At 55.8% G+C, this 17,333-nt stretch carries 19 protein-coding genes and 1 pseudogene; 5 read left to right on the top strand and 15 right to left on the bottom strand.

What is annotated here, in order from left to right; translation table 11 throughout:
* The first annotated feature begins 117 nt into the window (after window positions 1-117).
* The gene (locus AC3ISG_RS07355) at window positions 118-321 is read left to right on the top strand and encodes a helix-turn-helix domain-containing protein (protein ID WP_163022082.1); all 204 of its coding nucleotides are present in this window, start codon (window positions 118-120) and stop codon (window positions 319-321) included.
* Between the two features lie 64 nt (window positions 322-385).
* A complete protein-coding gene (locus AC3ISG_RS07350; RefSeq protein WP_074888183.1) occupies window positions 386-796 on the top strand; it encodes a PA2817 family protein in 411 nt (136 codons plus the stop codon).
* A gap of 486 nt (window positions 797-1,282) precedes the next feature.
* On the opposite strand, the gene AC3ISG_RS07345 is transcribed toward AC3ISG_RS07350, so the two are convergent.
* From AC3ISG_RS07345 to AC3ISG_RS07320, 6 genes are all read right to left on the bottom strand, one after another.
* The gene (locus AC3ISG_RS07345) at window positions 1,283-2,101 is read right to left on the bottom strand and encodes a class II aldolase/adducin family protein (RefSeq protein ID WP_489298867.1); all 819 of its coding nucleotides are present in this window, start codon (window positions 2,099-2,101) and stop codon (window positions 1,283-1,285) included.
* 272 nt (window positions 2,102-2,373) lie between these two features.
* Complete coding sequence (locus AC3ISG_RS07340) at window positions 2,374-3,237, bottom strand: alpha/beta fold hydrolase (RefSeq protein WP_240356912.1); 864 nt, start codon at window positions 3,235-3,237, stop codon at window positions 2,374-2,376.
* A gap of 367 nt (window positions 3,238-3,604) precedes the next feature.
* Complete coding sequence (locus tag AC3ISG_RS07335; protein WP_489298866.1) at window positions 3,605-4,726, bottom strand: alkene reductase; 1,122 nt, start codon at window positions 4,724-4,726, stop codon at window positions 3,605-3,607.
* Window positions 4,727-4,728: 2 nt separating this feature from the next.
* Window positions 4,729-5,772, bottom strand: coding sequence for an MsnO8 family LLM class oxidoreductase (locus AC3ISG_RS07330; RefSeq protein ID WP_489298865.1), 1,044 nt, complete (start codon window positions 5,770-5,772; stop codon window positions 4,729-4,731).
* A 671-nt stretch (window positions 5,773-6,443) separates the two neighbouring features.
* Window positions 6,444-7,226, bottom strand: a complete 783-nt coding sequence (locus AC3ISG_RS07325; RefSeq protein WP_489298864.1) for an SDR family oxidoreductase — start codon at window positions 7,224-7,226, stop codon at window positions 6,444-6,446.
* On the bottom strand, window positions 7,223-7,552 hold the full coding sequence (locus AC3ISG_RS07320; RefSeq protein WP_122535759.1) for a nuclear transport factor 2 family protein: 330 nt from the start codon (window positions 7,550-7,552) through the stop codon (window positions 7,223-7,225). Before AC3ISG_RS07320 ends, AC3ISG_RS07325 begins: the two co-directional genes overlap by 4 nt.
* Window positions 7,553-7,650: 98 nt before the next feature.
* Between AC3ISG_RS07320 and AC3ISG_RS07315 the strand changes: the two genes are divergently transcribed.
* Entirely contained in the window at window positions 7,651-8,562 is a 912-nt protein-coding gene (locus tag AC3ISG_RS07315; RefSeq protein WP_489298863.1) for a LysR family transcriptional regulator, read from the top strand.
* A gap of 300 nt (window positions 8,563-8,862) precedes the next feature.
* Here AC3ISG_RS07315 and AC3ISG_RS07310 read toward each other — a convergent pair whose 3' ends face one another.
* The 5 genes from AC3ISG_RS07310 to AC3ISG_RS07290 all read right to left on the bottom strand — a co-directional run bounded on the left by AC3ISG_RS07310 (window position 8,863) and on the right by AC3ISG_RS07290 (window position 12,415).
* The gene (locus AC3ISG_RS07310; RefSeq protein WP_489298862.1) at window positions 8,863-9,279 is read right to left on the bottom strand and encodes a GNAT family N-acetyltransferase; all 417 of its coding nucleotides are present in this window, start codon (window positions 9,277-9,279) and stop codon (window positions 8,863-8,865) included.
* Between the two features lie 158 nt (window positions 9,280-9,437).
* Complete coding sequence (locus tag AC3ISG_RS07305) at window positions 9,438-9,917, bottom strand: hypothetical protein (protein ID WP_122535571.1); 480 nt, start codon at window positions 9,915-9,917, stop codon at window positions 9,438-9,440.
* Between the two features lie 261 nt (window positions 9,918-10,178).
* On the bottom strand, window positions 10,179-10,802 hold the full coding sequence (locus tag AC3ISG_RS07300) for a LysE family translocator (RefSeq protein WP_489298861.1): 624 nt from the start codon (window positions 10,800-10,802) through the stop codon (window positions 10,179-10,181).
* 294 nt (window positions 10,803-11,096) lie between these two features.
* A complete protein-coding gene (locus tag AC3ISG_RS07295; RefSeq protein ID WP_489298860.1) occupies window positions 11,097-11,480 on the bottom strand; it encodes a hypothetical protein in 384 nt (127 codons plus the stop codon).
* The gene (locus tag AC3ISG_RS07290; RefSeq protein WP_489298859.1) at window positions 11,477-12,415 is read right to left on the bottom strand and encodes an NADP-dependent oxidoreductase; all 939 of its coding nucleotides are present in this window, start codon (window positions 12,413-12,415) and stop codon (window positions 11,477-11,479) included. Before AC3ISG_RS07290 ends, AC3ISG_RS07295 begins: the two co-directional genes overlap by 4 nt.
* A 202-nt stretch (window positions 12,416-12,617) precedes the next feature.
* Between AC3ISG_RS07290 and AC3ISG_RS07285 the strand changes: the two genes are divergently transcribed.
* Together AC3ISG_RS07285 and AC3ISG_RS07280 are read left to right on the top strand one after the other, a co-directional pair.
* Window positions 12,618-12,962: a winged helix-turn-helix transcriptional regulator gene (locus tag AC3ISG_RS07285; protein WP_122535575.1), complete on the top strand. Its 345-nt coding sequence runs from the start codon at window positions 12,618-12,620 to the stop codon at window positions 12,960-12,962.
* A 636-nt stretch (window positions 12,963-13,598) separates the two neighbouring features.
* Window positions 13,599-14,117, top strand: a complete 519-nt coding sequence (locus AC3ISG_RS07280) for a cysteine hydrolase family protein (RefSeq protein WP_489298858.1) — start codon at window positions 13,599-13,601, stop codon at window positions 14,115-14,117.
* 211 nt (window positions 14,118-14,328) lie between these two features.
* Here AC3ISG_RS07280 and AC3ISG_RS07275 read toward each other — a convergent pair whose 3' ends face one another.
* The 4 genes and pseudogenes from AC3ISG_RS07275 to AC3ISG_RS07260 form a co-directional block, all read right to left on the bottom strand.
* Window positions 14,329-15,051, bottom strand: a complete 723-nt coding sequence (locus tag AC3ISG_RS07275) for a leucine-rich repeat domain-containing protein (RefSeq protein ID WP_489298857.1) — start codon at window positions 15,049-15,051, stop codon at window positions 14,329-14,331.
* Window positions 15,052-15,226: 175 nt separating this feature from the next.
* Window positions 15,227-15,697: a hypothetical protein gene (locus tag AC3ISG_RS07270; protein WP_489298856.1), complete on the bottom strand. Its 471-nt coding sequence runs from the start codon at window positions 15,695-15,697 to the stop codon at window positions 15,227-15,229.
* 171 nt (window positions 15,698-15,868) lie between these two features.
* Window positions 15,869-16,378 carry a barstar family protein gene (locus AC3ISG_RS07265; protein ID WP_489298855.1) on the bottom strand — a complete coding sequence of 170 codons (510 nt, stop codon included), beginning with the start codon at window positions 16,376-16,378 and terminating at the stop codon, window positions 15,869-15,871.
* An 80-nt stretch (window positions 16,379-16,458) separates the two neighbouring features.
* Window positions 16,459-17,247, bottom strand: a pseudogene (locus AC3ISG_RS07260) (nucleotidyltransferase domain-containing protein).
* Window positions 17,248-17,333 lie beyond the last annotated feature (86 nt).

Below are 17,333 nucleotides of genomic sequence, written 5' to 3'. Positions count from 1 at the left end.
GCCTTCGGGCAAGCGCGCTTTTATAATGGCGGCCCGCGACTTACGTCTACATACACCGCTCTGGTGATTTGTCCTACACTCCTTGGTAACAACAAGAAAAACCCAAGGGGACGCATCATGATTAACCAACGCCTGACTCATCGCTGCCTGCTCTCTGAAATCGCCTCGGGGGAGGATCTTTACAGGGGCAAGCCGACACAAACGCTGCAAACCCTTCTGATGATGGGTTTTGTCACCCGTCTGCCCAGTCCTGATCGCACTTATGCGCACCTCGCCCTCACTGAAGCAGGCCACCGGTATCTGGCCGGGTTGTGGCATTGAGATAGCCGCAGGCGGCGGGGGCCTCTATACTCCCGCGCCTGTTTTTGTCTCTGAGGGCTTCATCATGGCCGACGCCAATCTCGACCACATCATGAATCTGCTGTTGCACTTGCGCGGCATCCTGGTCGCGCTGGGAGAGGCCGAGCAGGTCCCCGAGGAAAGTCATGCGCTGTTTCTGGAGCGTTACGATGAGTTGCTGACGCTGTTGCCGGCGGATCCGATCGAGAGTCAGTATCTGGGGCAGGATTTGTTGTGTCAGGTGATTCAGCGTTATCCGCAGATTGCTCATTTGGTGCCGCGGGATTTGCTTTGGTTTTTCGCGGGCGATTGTCTGCATTTCATGCCGGACGATGAGATTGATTTGTATACGGCGCTGGAGGAGCGTCGCTTTGAGGCGATGGAGAACGATGAGCCGTTCGACTGGAATCAGGAGAAGCAGTTGCTGGCGATGTCGCAGTCTGAGTCCAAGCATTGATCTGAGGTTATCCGGATCAAGATCACCATCAAGAGCGTCCGCCTGGGGGCGGACTGTTTCGCCTTCGGCGAGTTACTTGATAAAGCCCCAAGTAACCAAGGGCTTGTGCTCCTGGTTGGGCCCTTCCTTCGTCAGGGTTCCTTCACTCCGGCCTCGCTCCGTGGGCCCGCGCCGAACGGACATCCATGTCCTGACGGCGCTCTCGCCGCATCCATGCGGCTCGGCCCACTTCGCGAGACCTGCGTTCAGCCTGCACCAAAGTCGCGTTCTGCGGTGTCCGGGCTATTTGTGTACGAAGATCAAAAGCGTAGAGCAGATCAACGGCTTCCCGGCTAAAGCCGGTCCTACTGACCGCACCCGCTGCTTTTCGTAGGACCGGCTTCAGCCGGGAAGAGGCCGGTTCGGACGCCGCAATTGATCGTTCCCCCGCTCCGGGTGGGAATGCCGCCCGCGCCGCTTTGCGTCATCCCGTACTCGTCGTCGACATCAATCCTGATAATCCGTCCCAAGCCGATCCAGTTCGCGGATCAGCGCATTCCAATGCCGTGTTACGCCAGGCCCCGTGCCGCTTTTCAGGACTTTGGCCTGCTCTTCCACCCGCTTCACCACCTCTTCAGGCGGGAAGATCAATTCGGCATTGCCCGCCGCCTGGGCGGCAATCTGGATGTTGCAGGCGTATTCGAGGTTGTGCAGGTGTTGAAATGCGTGCTCCACGCTCAGCCCTGCCGTGAGCAGACCATGGTTACGCAGAATCATCACGCTCTTGTCCCCCAAGTCCGCCACCAGCCGCTCGCGCTCGCCGAGGTCCTGCGCGATACCTTCATAGCCGTGATACGCCACCCGCCCGGAGAACCCGAGGGAATGCTGGGAGATGAGCAATAGCCCGTTTTTCTGCGCAGAGACGGCAATGCCATCGCGGGTGTGGGTGTGCAGCACCGCCTGCAAGTCAGGGCGCGCTGCATGGATCGCGCTGTGAATCACGTAGCCGGCGTTGTTGATGCCTAAGCCGGTGGGGTCATCGACAATCGTGCCGTCAATGTCGACCTTGACGAGGTTGGAGGCAGTGATCTCGTCAAACAGCAGACCAAACGCATTGATCAGGAAGTGCTCGTCCGGGCCCGGTACGCGCACGGAAAAGTGCGTGTAGATGTGATCGGTCCAGCGTTTCAGGGCGGCGATCCGGTAGGCCGCCGCCAGCTTCACGCGTACTTCCCACTCTTGGGGGCTGACCCGATCGCGTACGCTGCTGGCATTGGCTGCAAGGCTGACACTGGACTGAGCGGGCAAAGCGCTGACGTTGCTCATGGATGACTCCCTGATGATTTGATTCAGACGTAATCAGGGCAGCCTATGCGCTATGGGAGCCAGTTGAAAATCACATTATCTTCTAAGCTCATTATCATTATTTTTTATTCATGCCCTGGCGTCCGGCTCTTGGTTGATCAGGTGCGTGCATCTTCCTTGGATGCTCTATGGTCTCCTGGCAGGCATGGGAAGCTGCCACGTAATGAACGGCGGCTACTCCCCGATTTCGTTGAAAACATTGGCCGCGATTTCAAGGTAACCCCAAGCTCCGATCAGCCTTCCCAAGGCTCAAGAAACTTCAGAAGCAATCTGTTGACCTCATCGGGTTGCTCTTCGTGAGGGAGGTGGCCGCAGTGGCTAATGGCATGGGCTTCAAGGTCGTCGGCCATCTCGGCCCAAACCTTGGGCATGTCGAACAGTTCGGCGACGGCGGGGAAATTCGCGCCCCACAACGACATTGTCGGCACCGAGATTTTGGTGTCTGCGTCCTCCTGATCCTGGGCAGTGTCGGTGGCGTTGGCACGGTAATCAGACATCGCGCCTCGCACAGCGCCCGGTGCCTGATAAGCCCTGACATACGTGTCGAAGGCTTCTCCGGTAATCGCCTGTGGGTCGTGGCACCAATCAGAGAAGAAATGCCGTAGCCAAATGTGCTCACGTCCGGCAATCAGCGCCTCTGGCAAATCCGGCACCAGGTGGAACATGAAAAACCAGTACGCTTTGGCGATCTTGGCGTCCATCTCACGAGCGACAATACGGGTTGGCACGTTGTCCATCACCACCAGACGGTCCAGCAAATCCGGAAAGTCCTTGGCGAACCGTGTGGCCACGCGAGCACCACGGTCGTGGCCCACCAGCGCGATTTTGGGAACGTCGAGCTCGCGCATCAGCTCGCGAATGTCCAGAGCCATGTTGCGTTTGTCGTAACCGGTAGACGGTTTCTCGGTTTCGCCGTAACCGCGCAGGTCTGGAACGATGACCCGGTAGCGCTCTGCGAGTACCGGGATCTGGAACCGCCAGGCATAGCCGGTTTCCGGGAAGCCGTGAAGCAGGATCACCGGCGGACCTTCGCCGGCCTCAACGATGTGTTGACGGATACCGTTGGCGTTAACCGAATAGCTTTTCAACGTGGACATAAGAACACCTGTTAGAGATGTGGAGCTGTGATTCAACTCAACCATCAGCGATCAAACGGTCCTTAACCAACCCAACGTCCGACTGTGCAGTGAAACGCGACCTATATCGTGCGTAAACGGAGTCCTTCCTGCCGTAACTGTGAAGCAGGGGCAATTCCTGAAGGACTGAGCGTCGCCAAGCAATCGGAATCAGACGTTGGTATCAGCCCACAGTGCACCGTAACGGGTATAGGCCTTCGGAATCCCGATGTGTTCCCTCGGATCATCGGACGCGGTGATAACCCAGCATCCATGGCCCTCTGCCCTGGATGCAACGGTCACCGGGCTCAACGAAAGGTCATTACGCCGGCTGGCGTGGGCTGCAGAATCAGCCGCTGTAGGGCGGATAGTCGACATACCCTTTTGCATCGCCGCCGTAGTAGGTGTCGCGATCCGGCTCGGTCAGTGACCAGCCGTTTTTCAGCCGAGTCACCAGGTCAGGATTTGCGATGAAGGGCTGCCCGAATGCGGCAAGGTCGATCAGGCCGGCGTGCAGCAGCTCTTCAGCGCGTTCACGGGTCATGTCCCCGGCGAGAATCAATGCGGTCTTGCCCAGCTGTGTTTTGCAGTCTTTGAGCAGGTCACGAAGCGCCTGCTCCTGCGCAGCCGAGCCTTCCTCTGCCATGAAGAAGTGGGTCTGATCCATTACGTGAACGTAAGCGATGCCGCGCTGGCTCATGCCTGCACAGAGCGCTGAGTAGGTTTCGTCGATCTGCGGATACAACGGCATATCGAACAACTGGCCGTACGGCGAAATCCGGATACCCACTCGATCAGCGCCGACTCTGGCGGCTGCCGCATCGACAACCTCAAATACGAACCGCAGACGATTTTCCAGCGTGTCGGCTGAGTAGCGATCGGTTCGGTCATTCACCAGCGGATTCAGGAACTGCTCAAGCAAATAGCCGTTGGCGCCATGAATTTCCACCCCGTCGAATCCGGCAGCGATAGCGTTTTCCGCAGCCTGGGCGAAATCTTCAACCACGCGTGCTACCTCTTCGGTGGTCAGCGGGCGTGGCGTGGCGGTGGGCACGAAACCCGGCTCCCCGTCGTCCGTGTAGGCAAACGCGACTGCACCTTGCGCTTGTTTGCTGGTGGCGCTGACCGGCGCTTTGCCGTCGATCTGAATGGAAGTGTGGGACACGCGGCCAACGTGCCACAGCTGGGCGAACATCTTCCCGCCGACGCTGTGGACCGAGTCGGTGACCAGCTTCCATCCCTTGATCTGCTCTTCGGTATAGATGCCCGGATTGAAGAGATAACCCTGGCCCTCACGAGAGATCGGCGTGCCTTCCGAAACAATCAAACCGGCGGTGCCGCGTTGGGTGTAGTGCAGGGCGATTTGCTCCGTCGCAATGTCGTCAGGGGCGCGCGAGCGGGTCATCGGTGCCATGACGATGCGGTTGTCCAGCGTTGTGGCGCCGAGTTCGTATGCTTCAAATAAGGTCATGATTAGTTCTCCTGAAGTGCCCGCTGTGGGGCGCGGAGGTTGGATTCGTGGTTGGCGCGAGCGAGCAGCTCGATAGCACGCTGGCGGTTTGCTTCGCCGGGGATCATGGGGATGACCATCATCTGATCGGTCTGATACTGCGACGCGATGCGCTGCAGTTGCTGAATCGCCAACGGACCGTCGCCAACAACCACCCGCATGCGGTTGAGCGCGACTCGATCGCGCGCTTCAGCGCTGTACTGCGTAGGGTCGACCGCGTCGGGCAGCGCCAACGCCTCGGCTGGGGCAACAGACTCTGCCCGCAGCAACCAGTCATCAAAGCTGGTCGCCAGCCGCTCGGCCTGCTCGACGGTGTCGGCCACTACTGCGAATACAGCAACGATGACACTGGGCGCGGCATGCAGTTTTGACGGACGAAAATAGGCTCGATAATGCTCGGCGGCCAGCACACCTTGCTGATGATGGGGATTGATGAAGTGCGCAAACGTGAAGCCCATCCCTTCCAGAGCGGCCAGTTCAGCGGTACTGCCGCTGGCGCCCAGTATGTGCAACTCAGGGAGGGTCGTGATCCGAGGTGCAGCGTAGATCGGCTGGGGCTGATCGCCTGCCCCCTCTTTGTCATCAAGCAGCAGAGCCTTGAGGTCCTTGAGCTTGGCCGGGAACGGGATCTGGTGTGTCTTCTCATCATTGAGGGCACGGGTGACGCGTTGATCCGCTCCGGGCGCCCGCCCTACTCCCAGGTCTATCCGCCCCGGGTACAACGCCTCCAGCACACGCGCTGTCTCGGCAACTTTGTACGCGCTGTAATGGGGCAGCATGATGCCACCCGAACCCACCCTGATCGCCTGAGTATGGGCGGCAATCTGCATCATCAGCAGCTCAGGGCTGCTCCCTGCCTGAACGTTGGATTGGTGGTGTTCCGCAACCCAGTACCGTTCGAAACCCAAAGATTCAGCGGTTTGCGCCAGTCGCGTGGTCGCCCAAAGCGCATCAGCGGCTGTGCAGCCGCTGTCCACGGGAGAGTGGTCAAGAATGCTCAATCTCATGGCGCGCTCCCGTAAGCGTTGAAGCAGGTCACTGCCTCGCCAATCGTTTCAGGAGCGATTATTTCCTGCACTGCATCAGTGGGTGAATGACAAGCGCTTGCGCGGTGATGGCTGTCTCGACGAGACGGAGTTCGTGTCAGGCGCTGAAAGCGGCGGAGAGCACCACCGCATCGGGCCTCAACAGTCGATCGGAATCCTGTGGCGAAGCCAATTGCCGCTGTGCCGGCTGAAGAGGATGGCATGATGTCGATTCCTTAAAGGTTTCGAGACAGCCTATTGGAGAAATGAAGCGGGATCTCGGCTCGTTGTTACCGAGTGATGTGAATTATATTCACTAATCAGATCGTCTTAGCGAATCGCCGGGTGGGGAGATAGGTATGAGTAAAAGGCTATGGGGTCATGCCCGTTTTCGGCGAGGTGCCGAGCGATTATGACTGCCTTAAACCTTTGAATGTCCGCTTTGGGTCGAAAGCCGTCAGCTCCAGCAATGCGCGCCAAGCCCTATTAAAGCCGACCCGGTTCATACGTCTCGCTATCGGGCACCCCGTGTCAGTCCGACATTTCGAGCCGTACCGCATCAATGTCACCGACGCAGCGACCCTTAGACTTGAGTGCGGTTTGAACAGCAAGCCCAAGGGACTTGCCGTCACGCACCTGACTTGGGCAGCCGGTCACAGCACAGGCACGGTACCACCGTCGATACGGTGCTCGGACCCCGAGATTGAGGCTGCTCGCGGGGATGCCAGGAAAGCGATGAGGTCAGCAACCTCTTGAGGCATGGCTGGCCTGCCAAGCGGAATCCCGCCTATGGATTGCATGACGATTCGTCTGCCGCCCTCGTAGTCCGTTCCCGCCTCGGCAGCCAGCCGCTCCGCCAGCCTTACGGACGCCTCGGTTTCAATCCATCCCGGCGCGACACTCAGCACCCGAACGCCCTTGTGCATAACCTCTTTGGCCAGGGATTTGCTGTAGGTGGTAAGTGCCGCCTTGGCAGCCGCGTAAGCAGTGGTGGACTCCGGCAGGGGCATCATGCGCTGAATCGAGCTGACGTGAATGATGACGCCTGAACCCTGGGCCAGCATGGCGGGCAACAAGGCGCGGTCCAGACGAACTGCGGGCATCAGATTCAAGTTCAGTTCATCTAGCCAGTGCTCGTCACTGATGGCAGCAAAGCCACCTGCAGGCGTATTCGAACCACCGAGCACATTAATCACCATATCAACACCCCCCCAATCCTGGAGAACGCACTGTGCAAGGTGAGCCACACCTTCAGACGTCGTCAGATCCGCACGGATGTAAGTGACGCCTTCCACAGGTCGTGCTGACACGTCGCGGGCTGATGTCGCCACCCGGGCACCTCCCTCTACCAGGTTTTGCACGACTGCTGCGCCAAGGCCCATCGTCCCGCCGGTAACCACCGCCCGTAGGCCATTCAGTTGGAGATCGAAGCTCATAGCGTGATCTCCAGGTTTGCGATCAGGCCGCGCTCAAGGCGGAATGAGAACTTGAGGTCGATCGGGCTGCCTGGAAAATTACCGGCCACGTGGCAGTAGACAGCATGAACATCGCCCGCCCGCTCAATCGAGAATGGCTCAGTGGTGCAGGTGTAGAGGGTCGATACCTCGTCCTTCCAGGACTTGATGGCATCGCGACCACTGTGGGTCTGCCCTTCATCTTTCACGACGCCATCCGGTGTGAAACAGCGGGCAATGGCATTGGAGCCTTGGGTATCTGCCGCAAAATACGCGGCAATGGGATCAGGGAGAGTAAGTGCTGACATGGCGGATTCCTTGACTGGGACGGCCCACATGATGCGTCCTGGCTGTCATTTCAAGAATCCCCTAGAATCAGGATTGATTATGTAGAGAACAAGGCATAATGCGCGGATCTGAATTTGCTGAACTCAAAGCCTTTGTCGCCATTGTTGAGCGTCAAAGCTTCGCCCGGGCTGCGGAACATCTGGGCCTGTCACCTTCCGCACTTAGCCAGAGCATCCGACAACTCGAAGACCGTATCGGCGCACGCCTGCTCAATCGAACGACTCGAAGCGTCGCGCCGTCAGCAAGTGGCGAGCAGCTCTACAGACGCATAGCGCCCCTGTTTGAAGAAATGGCAGTTGCGGTTGCAGAGGTCAGCGAGGCGACGGGGCAGATGAGTGGCACATTGCGCATCAACACGTTAGGGATTGCAGCGAGGACCATCATTGCTCCACGGCTTTCACGCTTCCAGCAAATGCACCCGGATGTGGTGCTCGACATAGTGGTTGACGATGCGCTGGCGGATATCGTGACTGGCCGATTTGACGCAGGGATCCGCGTGGGTGGCCAGCTTGAAAAAGACATGGTCGCTGTTCGGCTCACCCCTGATTTGGACATGGTTGCCGTGGCGTCGCCGGATTACCTCGCGCGCCGAGGAATCCCCCACTCCCCTGCTGACTTACACGAACACGCGTGCATCAACTGGCGGCTTCAAGCGGACGGCAGATACTACTGCTGGGAGTTCAAGAAACGGGGCCAGCAACTCGAAGTCGCGGTGAAAGGCCCCGTCGTCACCAATCACCCTGATATCGGTATTACTGCTGCGCTACAGGGCCTGGGCATTGCTTACCATTTCGAGCGAGATGGAGTAGGTGAGCTTCTGGCCCAAGGAAGGCTGATCGAGGTCCTTGCGGACTGGTCGATCACGCGTCCCGGGCTGTTCCTCTATTACTCGAACAGGCGACACCGCCCAGCCGCTCTAGGTGCGTTCATCGATTGTCTGCTGGATCGGAAACCGTTTGATCGGCCCTGACCAGCCCCTTCGGAGATCCATCATGCACGCAGATGGAGAGCCAGCCGACGACATAAAAGCACTGCGTCATCCGCGAAAATTTGCCCGGCAGAAATTTGAGGCTGCCACGTGAACAAAATATTCCAGTCAATACGATATAAACCATCCTCTCATCGACGGCGACTTCAACAGAGACTTCAGGGTAGGCCTCAAGAAATGGAGGCTAATACCTGGTGGACAGAAGACCTGCGCGATCGCTCAACAAAGAGAGACGATGCCTGCCGGATCCGCTCGGCACTGACGCTCAGTAAGGTCCACGGTTCAATCAGCAAGGGATTTGCGGTAGTAGCGATAACTGCCCTCTTTGCGAAAAAATAAATAGCCTGCTGCCTCATACATGTGCCTTGCGGGGTTGTGCTCAATGACTCCGAGCGTCAGTAGCGTGGCGCCTTCTTTCGATGCATTACTCTCGAAATGTTGAAGCAGCGCTGTACCAATTCCCTGTCGACGAAAGTCTGGGAGCACATTGATAGAGCTGAGGCCAGCATTGTCGATTTCCATCTCCCAGAAATAGTATCCAACAACGTTACCTGCCATTTCGGCCATGTACATGCGGGATAAATTTGATACCCATTGCTCAATGTGACGATCTGCCGCGCTTTCCCAGGCGCGTAATGCTTCTGACTCAAAATTCTGGATATACGCTCGCTCAAGCCTGAACACGAGAGGCAGATCCATGGGCGATGCACAACGTAAACTAAGCACTAGATGGTTTTCCAATGTTTATCCCTATCTGCATTAGGGTGACTTGGTGAAGCCCGAGCCTGCTGCCCGCGCGGCCAAGGCGCTGAGCGGAATGAAATGCGCCGATGGCAGTATGAGCTGGAATCGATCGCTTACTCCGCTGCCACCGCCATCTGGTAACGGCCTTTAACAATCGGAGTGCGGGTAAACGTAAGTTTTCCGACGCCTAAGGAAAGAGAAAATGGCGTTCCCTTCATGATTGATTCTTCTACCAGGTATGGAATGGATAAGCCGAGCGCCCTGACTGCAAGACGCTTTGTCACTTTAACGAGCTCTCGTTTAGCAGGGTCTTCGTCATCAACAGCCGACACATCCACAAGAACGTTTAGTTTGAGCGGTATACTGTCGCGACCCTCTACGAAAAATAAAATCAGATTCGGGTTATCAAGGCTTATCGTTCTCGCGCTGCTTCGACAACCCTCTAGTCCTTCGACACTCCGAACCCAGTCGCCAGCCCTCAAATGGACGTCAGTCAGCAGACGACAGCTTTGGCCTGGCGAGCTAACACGCAGGTCGGCAAAACATTGAAGCGAAATCATCAGCGCGAGAAAGCCCGGTATAGAGCGAACCATCTGGTTAACCTTTTATCAATTAAGAGTAGTGAAGTGATTCCGCAACCATCAGGATTAGCTCAATTAATCCGAAACCCGCATCTGCCCGATTTTCCGAGTGACTGGACATAAGCTCCGTCGACACATAGAACTGCAAATCAAGCATGGGATGACGAACCCGCCAAGTGCCTTGCTGGCGCTATTCATTTATCAAGCTCTGAAGCCCCACTACCGCTCAAGCGCTGGCCATTCGGCTCAGCTGGCAACGAAGCGCAGGCTTCATCATCGCTGCTGTATAGCTATTCTTAGCCCCAGTGAGACAAATAGTGTCCCGATGATCTTCCCTTCCCATTTGCGAAGAGGCGAAAGTTTCACGAGCAATCGCGATAATGGACGGATTGTTAGAACAATTGATGTTGTATACACAATACTCATCGACGCCAGTATCGACCCCAAAATCAAAAACTGCAGGAATGTGGAGCCCGATGCTGGGTGGACAAACTGAGGCAAAAACGCCAAGAAGAATAAAGCCGTCTTTGGATTCAGAACTTCTGCCCCTACAGCCTGGATGTAAGCGGCGCCGGGCCTCAATGGAGCCAGCGTTATGTCGGTCGACTGACCAGGCTTAGCCATGAAAGCTCGAATCCCCAGATAGACGAGGTAGGCAGCCCCGATCCATTTTACGCAGTTGAACGCTAGGGAGGAGGTCATCAGGATCGCTGAAAGCCCCAAGGCGGCACTCAACGTATGCAAAAGATCGCCCGACGCTATCCCCAGTCCTGTCATTATTCCTATCTTGCGCCCGCCCTGAAGTGCCCGCGTTATGACCAGAAGAACTGCGGGTCCAGGCACCAAAAACAGTCCGATCACGATGATTACATAGGTGAACAGCTCAGATATTTCCATGGAATCCCCAACATTAATAGTCTGCCGTCCTGCACTGCCTGTGCACTGCGGACAGGTACGGCTGAATTGGCTTCAGCAATAGGTACTGATAACTGTACTGAGTCACAATGCTACCCTGTGCGGTACCGGAGGCAGTGCGTCATGGCGAGCACACGGCGATGGCCGCATGCCGTCTCCACTGTAAGTTTTGCTCTGCCCCTCGATGCTTTCAGGAGCTGAGCATTCTTACCTGCCAATGCGCTGTTCAAAGCCGCCAACTGTCAGCCCGCGGCACTGTTGTGCTGGGTCTATTAGCTATGAGCTGAAGTAATGAGCACCTAATTCCGCAGCTAGCTTTTCTTCAAGAGCGGCCGAGAGCACGTTAATGGCCCCTACCGGACCATGGTAGATGCCAACATCTACGATGTTCCCATCCGCATCATTGCTCAGTAATAAAACGCCATGTATAGCAGTCCCCCCCACGAGGACGGCGTCGTATTCCAGTAGCGTTCTATTCCCGAATGACGTGTGGTACATGACCGTGTGCTTTTCATACATCTCAGCTGCGCTTTGCACCACCCTGATAATCGCTTCCCTGCCTTGCAGCGAGCGATTGAGGACTGATGCGGTCAGTGTTGCGTCCGGGACCAAATGGTTCAGCCATTCGGGCACCAGGGGTACTGTTGAAGGCGCCATCATTCCAAAACCCTTAATACGATCTTGCCTTGAGTCCTACCCTGCTCCAAGAGCGCATGGGCCTTCGCGCCTGCACTTAGAGGAAACTCATGGCTAACGTGAGGCGTCAGCAGCCCCATATCCACCCACGCTGCCAGCTGTTGCAGCCCGGCACCGTCCGGCTCGACGGCGACACCGGAAAATCGGCGGCCGCTGGCTGCAGCCAGTTCCGTGACATGGCCATTGCTCAGCCCAATAGAGGTCACCACGATCCCGCCCGGTTTGAGCACTGAAAGCGAACGCTCGGCATAATCGTGACCCACGGTGTCGAATACTGCATCAATCCCACTGACCGCAGTGGTGAAGTCAACAGCCTGATAATCAATCACTTCATCGGCGCCGAGCATGCGTACGAAATCGCGTTTGCTCGCACTAGCGGTGGCAATTACATATACCCCAAGTGCTTTGGCGATCTGAATCGCGACGTGGCCTAATCCGCCGCCACCGCCGTGGATCAGTACCTTTTGTCCTGGCTCGACTTTAGCTATGTCGCTCAATGCCTGCAGCGCCGTGAGCCCTACCAAAGGCAAGGCAGCTGCCTGGACGTGGCTAAGACGCGCTGGTTTGAACCAAAAATGACGTGAAGGGGCGGCGACATACTCTGCATAGGCGTTTGCGGCACGTGGAAACAACGGCATGCCAAATACCTCGTCCCCCACTTTAAAGCGCGTCGATCCTGGATCTATTTCTTCGACCACTCCGGACACATCCCAACCTGGGACGAAAGGCGCTGGGCCCAGCAATGGAAATGCGCCTGAGCGGACGTATGTGTCCACCGGGTTGATTGAAGCAGCGTGGACCTTTATCAGCACCTCAGTGAAGTTGCGCAGCGGCTTTGCGACCTCAGCCAACTCAAGGACGTCAGGGCCGCCGACGCGGTATTGGATCAAGCTCTTCATGTCTTACCCCGGATAAAAAGCTCTCAAATAGAGCCGATATAGATATACTGCAGGCCGTGATCTCCTTTGTAAATTAGGCACCCACAAGTGCCGTAGGTACCCAATGGATACTAGATTTAGTCACCTTACCCGCGCCGAAATTGGCGGAATACGACCAGGGGATGTTTACGACGTTACCTGCCCGTCACGAAGCGTTATACAAATGCTTGCAGATAAATGGACGATGTTAGTCATCGATTCTCTTTCCGGGAGACCGATGCGGTTTGGAGAATTGCGTCGCCACGTGGGTGGCGTCACGCAGAAGATGCTGACGCAAACATTGCGTTTGTTGGAACGAGACGGCTTGGTCCTGCGCGTGGTGTATCCGAGCGCGCCGCCGAGTGTTGAGTATTCGCTGACGCCGCTTGGTGTCAGCATCACTGAAATCACCGAACAGATGTGCCGTTGGGCGCAGGACAACATGAAACCGGTATTAGTGGCGCGGCTCGATTATGACACCCGTATGACTAACGAGAAGCAACCGGCCTCCACCTCGCAGTCAACGTAACGGCCGTCACGCGCTATTCAAGCCTGTCAGACCTCGTTCCGTCCGGCGCCCGCCAATGGCCCATGTGGAGTCGGCTTCGGCTATCAGGTGGCAAACTGCGCGTTAATGATCAACGCACAGTTCAGTAATACACAGCAGTATCTTCATATTGAAGTGTATAGCTGTCGCTGGTGCCGTGGTTCGGTGCCGTACTCGGCTCCACGATTCCTTCCCGTCCCTAGCGCAAGGGTTTTCCGGAGTTATATCTCAGTCCTGTCCGGCTCAAGCAAAAGACGACCTCTGCTTCAGGCATCGAAACCGTAACGGAAGACTGAAGGATGGCTGGCGCACACCGGCGCATGACGGGGGTGCATTAAGCCAATTGTCAGAAGCGGATGGCTGCTTTGGGGCAAAAGCGTCCTCTCGCAAATGACTTTCTTCCTCGGCATGTTCACTTGCAAGACCGTCCCGCCAAAGTTAAGGTCGGTCTCATGAGTACGCCACGCTTCGAATCGACTACAACCTTCACGACCGCCACGCGCGGGTCGTGGGAGGTCATGTGAGTTAAACCAGCACACAATCCCTAAAGACCCGCCAGTAATGGAGCGGGTCTTTTTTTTGCCCCGGTTTTGCTGGCACCCACGTAAGGAAACGCACATGTACGCACTTCTGATTCTCGACATGCAGGTAGGTCTTGTTCACGGGCCGGACAAACCTTGGAGAGGTCCAGCGCTTATCGATACCTTGAATGGGCTCATGGGGAGTGCACGGGAAAAAGGGGCTCCCATCTTTCTTGCCCGCCATATAGGTCCGGCAGGGTCTACGATTGAGCCGGGTAGCCCGCTCACCGAGCTTGTCCAGGAGTTAGAGCTACTGGGTAACGAAGTGATTTTCGATAAAAAACGGCCCAATGCTTTCGCTCAGACTGACTTGGCAACTCTGCTAAGGGAGCGCGGCTGTGAAGGCGTCGTCGTTACAGGCATGAAAACCCAATACTGCGTGGACAGTACTTGCCGCGCCGCCCGCGATTGCGGATTCGATGCTGTGTTCATCGCAAACGGACATACTTGCTCCGATACTCCAGAACTCAAAGCAGAAACCATCGTTGCCCACCACAACGCAACGTTAGCTGGGCCATTCTGCCGAGTCGTCCAGGCCGAGGAATGGACTTTCTAGTTAACTCACCTGATCGACCCGGCCCGGGTCGATCAGCCCTTGGCGCTTTCCTTGCCACAAACCATTAGCGGCAAGGAGCCGTCCCTCAGAGCTGTCCGCCTAGGGTCGAAAGCAGTCAGCCGTTACCGGCAGCTTTCGACCCAAAGCGGACAGTGATGAACAAGTTATGAATCGTTCGATACAAGCACTCGAAGCGTCTAGAAAACAAGCTTCATGCATCTTTCACCATTTTTTCGAACTGACGAATCAGTTTTTCAAATCGAGATGCATCACATACCGGACACAGGAAAGGCATTCGTCGTCCCGTAAACATCGACGTCAGACTGTTGCATTTCATGCAATGGAGGTGTGTTTGTACGCATGCGGTCAGAGGTTCCACAAGCTGCTCGTTCAATCGGCTTGCGAGAAAGGCGACCTGAGACCGATCAAACTGGTTCGTCAGGCTCAGATGGCGTAGATGTGTACAGTGAACGAGGCTGGTGATGTCGTCGTCCTTGAGCTTCGCGTTAGACAGCGAAAGTCTGGTGAGCCCGGATATACGGGTAACAGGTTCAATTGATTCAAGGCGTAGCGGCGAGCCTCCACCCAAGCTGCCGGAAAGACGCAGCTCTGTAAGCTCGCTTAGCTTCTCTAGCCCGTCGAGTTGTTGCAGCCTTGGGAAGTCTCCAATTGCCAGATGCGTCAAGCGACTCAGTCTGGAAACAGGTTCCAGCGATTCGATCTTTGTTCCCCACTCCAGCGTCAATCGTCGTGTATGAGTGAGCCTGTCGATTCCCTCAAGTGAAGCAAGCTTGAGATGGTAAAGGCGTAGTTCCTTTGCTGTGCATCTAGAGAGCACAGTCGGCCACATTTTTGCTGAAATGTTCCGCAGATCAAGTTCCTGCCTTTCCGCCAATTCTTGTTCAGAGAACTCGCGATCCAAACACAGAATCATGGCTCAATCCTTAGAAATTGTTCCGTGAGGGGAAAGGGAAGCCTCGACAGGGCTCAAGGACACCGAGGCTATCGACTGACTGCAAGGCTGTCCAGCGGCTGCTCCTGGCCGATTTCAGCCTGTCGCGACCGGCTGAAAACGACCCAAGGCGGGCATCCACTCGTGACTATTCGGATCATGCGCCCACGTCATTTATCAGTTCGCGCCAGGCATCCCTTGCCTTCTCCTCCGAGGTAAAGACTTGTACTTTTGGATGCCAGAACTGCCCCTCAATTACGATGCATTCCAGGGTAGAGTCCTGAAACGTGAAGACATAATGGATGGCATCTTTTAGAAACCGCTGTCTATCGTGTCGCGGATGAATGGCGTTTCTCTGCTCAAGCTCTGCTAGCCAAGGCGAATTATCTATTCGATGAATTTGGTAATGCTTGAGGCCAAGTCCAATAAGCGGATGACCACCCAAAGCCTCGTCGTTTGGTGAGCCGAACTGAATTTTTTTAACTAGGGGAAAATGGATTAAAGCTATTTCTTCCCCAGCGGTGCAATACCGTAAACATAGCTGCGTGTCCGTGGCAAACACGATGGGTTCGGGCGACATACTTGGCTGTGGCCAGGAGTCAAGCAGCACTACGGTTGCGAATGACATAGGGAAGCCTAGTGAGGAATAGGGAGCAAAACAGAGTGCGAGAGCGACGCGTTGTCGTCAAACGTTTCTGATCGCGATGGGCTGCTTCTGGCCGATAACAGCCTGTCAGGACGATCAACTTTCCTCCCAATGCAGTCATTGATACCCCCGTTGCTTGACGTGCACGAGCACTTAGACATTGAAAGCAAGTGCCAGGATCGGGCTGCCACCCGAAACGATGACTCGCCAGTTCACAAAAGCAGCGCATTCCACCAGAGCTTCAAATTGTTTAGGACAGCGATGCTTAAAACTCTGGGCATTGTCGATGACCAATGAGAGTGTTTGTCCGCTCTGAACGTGGACAGATGACATTTCTACGCTGGGGTCATCGAGGTATGAAAGGCAGTCAACCCAAGCGTCCATATTGCGGCCGTAGAAGCCAGGGAAACCGAATTTTTCTGCGAATACGCTGTGGAATGTGTGCCAGTCAGTTATCAGGTTTGCATCCACTCGCACCATTGTCAGATCAACCTCTGTCGAATTGGAAAAAACAGGTATGGCGGTCTCGCGAGGTGAAGTCAATTGCTGACAGCGTATTCGCGCAACCTTGGGCTCGATCCGCGACAAACGACGCTCCAGCGGCCGTTTCTGGCCATAACAGCCTCTCACGAAGGTCTGTTTTCGACCCATAATGAACATCATTATGATACCAAGGCTGACATCGTCGTCTGAGTAGGTAGCCAGATGTGCCTGACTACTAAAGAGCGTTCCGACGCAAGCCTTCACCCCCAAGTTTCTTTCAGCACAGAGCGAAACAGTTCGGAAAGTAATGGTTCAACTTCTTTGCGTTCGCTACGGATCGGCTTGATGGTTTCAAGTCGATGCAGTTCACGCTCAATGAATTGTTGGATGGGAGTGATCTGGGGTGATAACCCCATCTCCGGAGACGCGCGCTTGATCGCAAGCAATTCATCAATGGCCTGCTGGAGCCCGGACTCTCGCTCGATGACACCGCGCAGCTTCTCAAACTCTATGGGGGTAGGTGTACCAAACTGCTCCAGCCACCGCACCGATAACAGCGGGCGCAGAACGTAGAATTATTTTTTCAGCGGTACCTGAGGGGCCTGCAAATATCCCCTATAGTTGGTTTTGGCCATGCTGCGATAGTGGTAGATGCCACTCTCCACCGAATACACCTGCGGCAATAACCCCTTTGCCCGCTCGTGGAAACAGCCAGCATGCTCGTAAATGATGGTCGACTGTATCCACTCCACAAAGCCTGGATTGGACTTCCAAAATAGCCTGAGTGCCTTACGTAGATCCCAGCCATTGATATCCATGTCGTCAATGATCGGATACTCGATGACGTCGCGTTGCTCCTCGAGGCCGACAGAGATATACCACTCGGGTTTATTTACGTAGATGAAGCGTGCGTCGTAGTCGCTGTTGGGAGAGGCAAATCCCCAGGCACGACTGCCAGACTCAATAGCTAAAAGAACTTTCACGTCATGCTCGGTCTCAGCACGACGTAGCCGGTCTCGAACCTCTTCTTGAACAACGATAGAAACCATGAGCCAACTCTAATTAGACGATGTTTCGAGTGCACGCTACTCATCCCGCGGGGGGCTGTCCAGCGTCCGCTTCTGGCCGATAGGTG

It is taken from the genome of Pseudomonas sp. GL_135 (assembly GCF_057834665.1).
Note: the sequence above shows the minus strand (reverse complement) of the source record. Positions and strands in the feature narration are given on the sequence as shown.